Below are 5,865 nucleotides of genomic sequence, written 5' to 3' on the forward strand. Positions count from 1 at the left end.
GAGACCTGTATATACAGGTCTCTGATAACTGCATTTGATTATACTTTACTGATTTCGATTTGACTTTTATTATTACCCCTTCGTTGCACCCGCTGTCAGTCCATGCACCAGGAAGCGCTGCAGGAACATGTACAGCAGCGTGATTGGCAGGGCAACCAATACCGAACCGGCTGCAAACAGTGTGAACTCTGTGCTGGAGTAACTGCTAACCAACTCATACAACCCTACCGCCAGCGTCCAGTTCTCACGGGAGCGCAGGATCAACCGGGCGAAAATAAAATCAACCCAGGCAGCGGTAAAAGTCGTAATCGCGATATACGTCATAATCGGTGTCGACAGTGGCAGAATAATCAGCCTAAAAATCTGTGAATGGCTTGCCCCATCCAGCAGAGCGGATTCCTCAAGTGCCCGTGGAATCGTATCAAAGAACCCTTTGGCTACGAACATTCCCAGCGCTGCTCCGGATGTATACACCAGTATAAGTGCCCAAGGCGAATTGAGCAGATTCATCTGCAGCAAAATAACATACACAGCGATCATGCTCATAAAGCCCGGGAACATGCCCAGAATCAGAATAACCGACATCATCGTCTGTCTGCCTTTGAAGCGGAAACGGGACATGGCATAAGCTGTAAGCACCTGCAGCAGCGTCCCCAGTACCATACTGGTTACAGCGATTTTGAGCGTGTTCCAGTACCATTGCAGATAAGGAAGATCTTTGTCTGACTGTGAACGGAATAGATCTTTATAATGCTCCAGTGTCAACTGTGTCGGAATCAGCGTCTCACTATACAACGAATCCCCTACTTTAAAGGAGGATAAAATAATCCACAGTGCCGGATAGATACATACGAGCGCAATCAGTACAAGCATGACGTAACTGAGCACCAGATTGAGGCGTCTTTTTTGCTTCATTGGATCATATCCTCCTCTTTGAAGGAACGGCTTCGTCGGTAATTATACAGAGAGAATGCCGCAATAATAATGAAAATAATAATTCCGATGGCCGAGGCAAAGTTATAACGCTGATTATCAAGCGTCAGCTTATACAGCCAGGTAACGAGCAGATCTGTACTGCCTGCATACGCATAATCGCCATTGGCCGGAAGACCATTGGTGAGCAGGAAGATCACGTTAAAGTTATTGATATTCCCTGCAAACTGCATAATCAGAATAGGTGCAGTCTGGAACAGGACAAACGGCATCGTAATATTGCGGAATTTCTGGAAGCCAGTCGCTCCATCCACTTCTGCTGCTTCATACAGATCGCGCGGAATAGCAGTCAGTACACCCAGTACCAGAATCATCGATACCGGAATACCGATCCACATATTGACCATAATAACGGTTACTTTGGCCCAGAACGGATCATTTAGCCACGGTACGCCGCCAAATCCCATCAGGCGCAAATATTGATTCACCGGTCCAAATTGATAATTGAGCAAATTGCGCATAACCAGCAGTGAAATAAACTGAGGGATTGCATAAGGCAGAATAAACAACGTACGCCAGAATCCCTTGAATTTGATACCGCGCTGTTCAATAAGCAGCGCTACCAGAATCCCGCCAAAGTAAGTGGTTACGGTCGCTACAACTGCCCAGATAATGGTCCAGGTAAATACCCCTACGAACGTATGGCTCCAGGCTTCCAGTGTGACCAGATTCGTAAAGGTACGCAGTCCCACCCAATCGACCAGACTTTTCGGCGGGATATGATCCGGTGCCGAATAGTTGGTAAATGCCATCAACACCATAAAGATAATCGGCAGAATCGTAAATACGAGTACACCAATTGCAGGCAGTGTCAGCAGCACATACGGGAATCCCTGATTACCAAGCAGACGCCAGGTTTCACGGAACGTATTGACCTTTTCTCCGCGTTCACGGCGTTTACCAATCCGATAAGCATCCTTGATATTGGCAATATAAAAACATACCAATAGTCCAATATACAGCAGTGCCACCAGACCATAAATCATCATAAAAATCGAATGATCTCCTGGAACATTGCGGTATAAGCGTCCTATTTTCTCCATATGGGCAGGCTGTTCACCGAGTGTGATCAGCCCCCATAGGTTATACGCCAGACTGGTAACAATCAGATACAGACTAACCAGCTCGGCTAGTAAAAAGATAATGCCTTTCGCCCATTGGCGATTGTACATCTGACCCAGACCCATGAATATAGCGGACAACAAAGCCGCTATGCCGGCATTTCCCATACCTGCAGCTCGATTATGATCGGCGATAGCTTTATTCATTCTTATTGCCCTGTCTGGATATTACTCTTCATTTGCTTAACCATATTATCCAGAGCTGCTTTTGGATCTTTGTTATCATTCCAGATCGAGGACATCGCTGCTTCCATCGGTGACCAGAATTGAGCAGTTGCAGGAATCGATGGCATCGGGACGGAATTATCGAACTGCTTCAAGAATACAGATGCAATCGGATCGCTCTGTATCGTTTCGCTCGCAGCAGCCTTGGTATTCGCTGGAAGTGCACCGTTCATTTCAAAGTTCTTGACTTGCCATTCTTCCGAAGTGATAAAGTCTGCGAACATTTTAGATGCATTTGGATATTTGGTATATGCATTAACAAAGTAGGCTTTGACACCCGAGAATGGCGTCATTGGCTTGCCATTAGGCAGGTTAGGATACATACCCACACCCAGGTTCTTCACCGCTTCCTTCAGTGAACCTGTATCCCACGGTCCGCTGATATTCATAGCCAGCTTGTTGGAAGTGAACAGGGATTTCTTGATATCTGCATTAATATCGGATGTTTTGAGCGGCAGAATTTTATTCAGACTTTGGATGAATTTGGCACCCTCTACCGCCTGCTCATTGTTCATACCGATATCTGTTGCATCCGTACCTTCTTTACCGAACAGGTAGGCACCATATCCACCCAGGAACGGGAATACGTAGTAGCCATTGCCGACTTCCCACATAATCGCGAACTTGTTGGCCTTTGTATCATTGAATGTATTAGCAAAATCTACTACGCCTTTCCAATCCTGCGGTACGTCCTTGATCAGATCCTTATTGTAAAAAACAGCTGTAGTTTCTACAGATTTGGGATATCCATACAATATATTCTCATAGGTCAGCGCCTTCACTGCCAGCTCGCTGTTGCGACCGCGTGTATCTTCCTCAAACCAGTCATTTGGCATCAGTACGCCTGCAGATACACCCTGACCAATCTGGTCATGTACACCTGCAAATACGTCAGCGCCTACGCCTGCCGGGCCGTCTGTAACCATCTGTACCATCGATTTATCCGGTCCCAACTCGGCAAAAGTAACATCAACATTATATTTTTCCTTGAATGCTTTGGCTGCTTCTTCGATAAATGCTTTCTGGTCTCCACTATCCCATACTGTCAGCTTGGCACCATCTTCGGGTTTCATCTCCTGCATTTCTTCTCCAGCGCTAGCGGCAGGATCAGCTGTCTGTCCTGCTCCTGTACCACTTGGTCCTCCACATGCCGATACCAGCAGCATCATGATCAGAATAGAGCTTAGTATTCCCCAGTTCCGTTTACGTGACATATCTTCTTCATCCTTCCGCTCCGTATTAGCTTGTTAGCGCTTTCTGATGCACTGTTCATAAGAGGATTATGCAAATAATAATACGGTTCCATTTGGCTGCCTGTCTGGCTACAGCCCAGGAAAGTGCCTGCCGGTGTGCATAATAATACTATGTATGTGCAAACGTTTGTTCAAGTTACAGCGTTTCTCCCCTTATTCAGCTGTATCTATGTACTGCAATCTGTAATTTACTACATATTGCCTTTAGAAAGCGCTTTATTAAGCAAATTCATCATAACTCAAATCTTTTATTAGTTAAAACGTTTGCACAGATGATTTCAGGCTATTTTCAGCCATTTATGATACATTATATAGAGTATGCTTAATATTTCTTCTTCTCATGCATTTTATTGGAATTTTACAACTACTGCCTGTTCTGTTAATTTTACAGTTTACATGATGGCGCGATTTCGATTACCATAGATACACATCGGTTAGACGAAATCTATCCTATTGATTTATGCTTTTTTACTCCTGTATTTCCGCTTGGCGGATTCATTCTCCTGACCAGTACGGCGTGCTTGCCGCTGAAATTAAGGGTATTGCTCATTATTTGCTTTGTTAGACAGATTGATTCTGTCTGATCATAAATTTTAATCTTGGAGGTACATATGTCAGTTACGATCAAAGATGTCGCCAAAAAGGCGGGCGTATCTCCTTCCACCGTTTCGCGCGTACTATCGAATCATCCGCGAATCAGCCATGCCACTTCCGAAAAAGTAAAAGCCATTATGCTGGAAATGGGCTATCACCCCAATATTATGGCTAAAAGCCTCGTATCCAAAACAACCCACAGTCTGGGTGTTATTCTGCCCAAGCCTGCAGAAGAGTTATTCCTGAACACCTTTTTCATGGAACTGATCCGCGGTATTGTCGCTCAAGCCAATCGCAGCGGCTATGATGTGGTCCTCAGTTCCGGCTCCAGTGAGCAGGAAGAAGTCGAGGCGGTGTCGCGTCTGGTATACGGTGGACGGATTGATGGAGCAATCCTGCTCTACTCCCGCAAAAATGATCCGGTTGTTGAGTTTCTGAGCCGCAATCAATTCCCTGCTGTTCTCGTTGGACGCAGTGAGCAGCATCATAATATTATTTCGGTTGATACAGACAATGTACAGGCTGCTGCCGATGCTACCCGACACCTGATTCAGATGGGTCATCAGCGTATTGGCTTTGTCAGTGGCCCACCGGAGCTGGTCGTATCACTCGACCGGATGCAGGGTTTCAAAATGGCGCTTCAGGAAGCCAACCTCGAATTTCACAAGGATTGGATCGTCGAGGGTGAGTTCCTGCAGGAAAGCGGATATCGGGCGATGTCCTTTTTCATGAATCTGCCGGAACGTCCGACTGCACTCGTCGTTGTCGATGATATTGTCAGCTTTGGCATTCTGCGCGGTCTGCATGAACTCGGTTACCGCGTACCCGAGGATATCGCAATTGTCAGCTTCAACAATATCGCACTGTCCGAGCTATCCACGCCTCCGCTGAGCAGTGTGGATATCGGTATTTATCATCTGGGATATAGTGCTTCGCAGGCGCTCATTCAGGCTATCCAGGACAAGGATCCGGATAAACCAGCTCATCAACGTCATATTGTGCCGCATCGTCTGATTCTGCGTCAATCTTCAATGTTCTCGCCTCCGCGCGATTAATTCGGTTTAGTTGCCGCCTTTCCCTATAATTTTGATGCATCAAACGCATTATAGGTACACAAACAAGCCATGTTCCCTACATTATCCAGCTTATGGACAGTGTAGGAGACACGGCTTTTTTATTATATTGTGGATTAAGCTATTTTGCCTGTACGCTCTTTCTCTTAAGCGTATGTATAATTTTCTGAATTTAATGTAATTTTAAGGTGAACATCACATTTTATTAAACAAAGGACGATACAATAGGTATACAGATCAGGCAAGCAGGCTTAGCCGAATCTGCAGTTATCATTTTCGTTTATTATTGATCAAAAAGTCTGGTTAATGCTTATACTCTATATTGAGGAGGGTTACATCATGAAAAAGGATACTGATCTATCCCTGTGGATGACCCAATTTCTATGCAGTTCCGATTCTATCAAAGAAGTACGTATGGAAGAAGCCGAACAGGAACATAACCCGCGGCTCTTGGAAAGCATCCGCTTCCATCTGGAACTGCGCAATCGTCACGATTTGCTTGAACATCATTCACTGAAATAATTTGAATCTCGTACTATTCCCTCATCTGCACTGCAGATGGGGGTATTTGCCGTAAAGGGACACTAGGGCGTGTTTTAAAACTAA

General features: G+C 45.3%; 5 protein-coding genes. 2 read left to right on the top strand and 3 right to left on the bottom strand.

Annotated elements, in window-relative coordinates:
- Nucleotides 1–72: 72 nt before the first annotated feature.
- Genes H065_RS0124605 through H065_RS0124615 form a run of 3 tightly spaced genes read right to left on the bottom strand, consistent with a single transcriptional unit; the run spans nucleotide 73 to nucleotide 3,553 of the window.
- Complete coding sequence (locus H065_RS0124605; protein ID WP_017815768.1) at nucleotides 73–915, bottom strand: sugar ABC transporter permease; 843 nt, start codon at nucleotides 913–915, stop codon at nucleotides 73–75.
- Nucleotides 912–2,261 (bottom strand): carbohydrate ABC transporter permease, encoded by a 1,350-nt coding sequence (locus tag H065_RS0124610; protein ID WP_017815769.1) that lies wholly within the window; start codon nucleotides 2,259–2,261, stop codon nucleotides 912–914. Before H065_RS0124610 ends, H065_RS0124605 begins: the two co-directional genes overlap by 4 nt.
- A 2-nt stretch (nucleotides 2,262–2,263) precedes the next feature.
- The gene (locus H065_RS0124615) at nucleotides 2,264–3,553 is read right to left on the bottom strand and encodes a sugar ABC transporter substrate-binding protein (protein ID WP_017815770.1); all 1,290 of its coding nucleotides are present in this window, start codon (nucleotides 3,551–3,553) and stop codon (nucleotides 2,264–2,266) included.
- Between the two features lie 650 nt (nucleotides 3,554–4,203).
- On the opposite strand from H065_RS0124615, the gene H065_RS0124620 reads away from it, so the two are divergent.
- Nucleotides 4,204–5,241 (top strand): LacI family DNA-binding transcriptional regulator, encoded by a 1,038-nt coding sequence (locus H065_RS0124620; RefSeq protein ID WP_017815771.1) that lies wholly within the window; start codon nucleotides 4,204–4,206, stop codon nucleotides 5,239–5,241.
- 357 nt (nucleotides 5,242–5,598) lie between these two features.
- Nucleotides 5,599–5,781 (top strand): hypothetical protein, encoded by a 183-nt coding sequence (locus H065_RS0124625; RefSeq protein ID WP_017815772.1) that lies wholly within the window; start codon nucleotides 5,599–5,601, stop codon nucleotides 5,779–5,781.
- Nucleotides 5,782–5,865 lie beyond the last annotated feature (84 nt).

The sequence above is a fragment of the Paenibacillus shenyangensis genome (assembly GCF_000346635.1).
In the GTDB taxonomy this organism is placed as follows: Bacteria; Bacillota; Bacilli; order Paenibacillales; family Paenibacillaceae; genus Saccharibacillus; species Saccharibacillus dauci.

Coding starts and splice junctions, on each gene's coding strand:
- H065_RS0124605 (WP_017815768.1), bottom strand. CDS start 915: ATGAAGCAAAAAAGACGCCTCAATCTGGTGCTCAGTTACGTCATGCTT.
- H065_RS0124620 (WP_017815771.1), top strand. CDS start 4,204: ATGTCAGTTACGATCAAAGATGTCGCCAAAAAGGCGGGCGTATCTCCT.
- H065_RS0124615 (WP_017815770.1), bottom strand. CDS start 3,553: ATGTCACGTAAACGGAACTGGGGAATACTAAGCTCTATTCTGATCATG.
- H065_RS0124610 (WP_017815769.1), bottom strand. CDS start 2,261: ATGAATAAAGCTATCGCCGATCATAATCGAGCTGCAGGTATGGGAAAT.
- H065_RS0124625 (WP_017815772.1), top strand. CDS start 5,599: ATGAAAAAGGATACTGATCTATCCCTGTGGATGACCCAATTTCTATGC.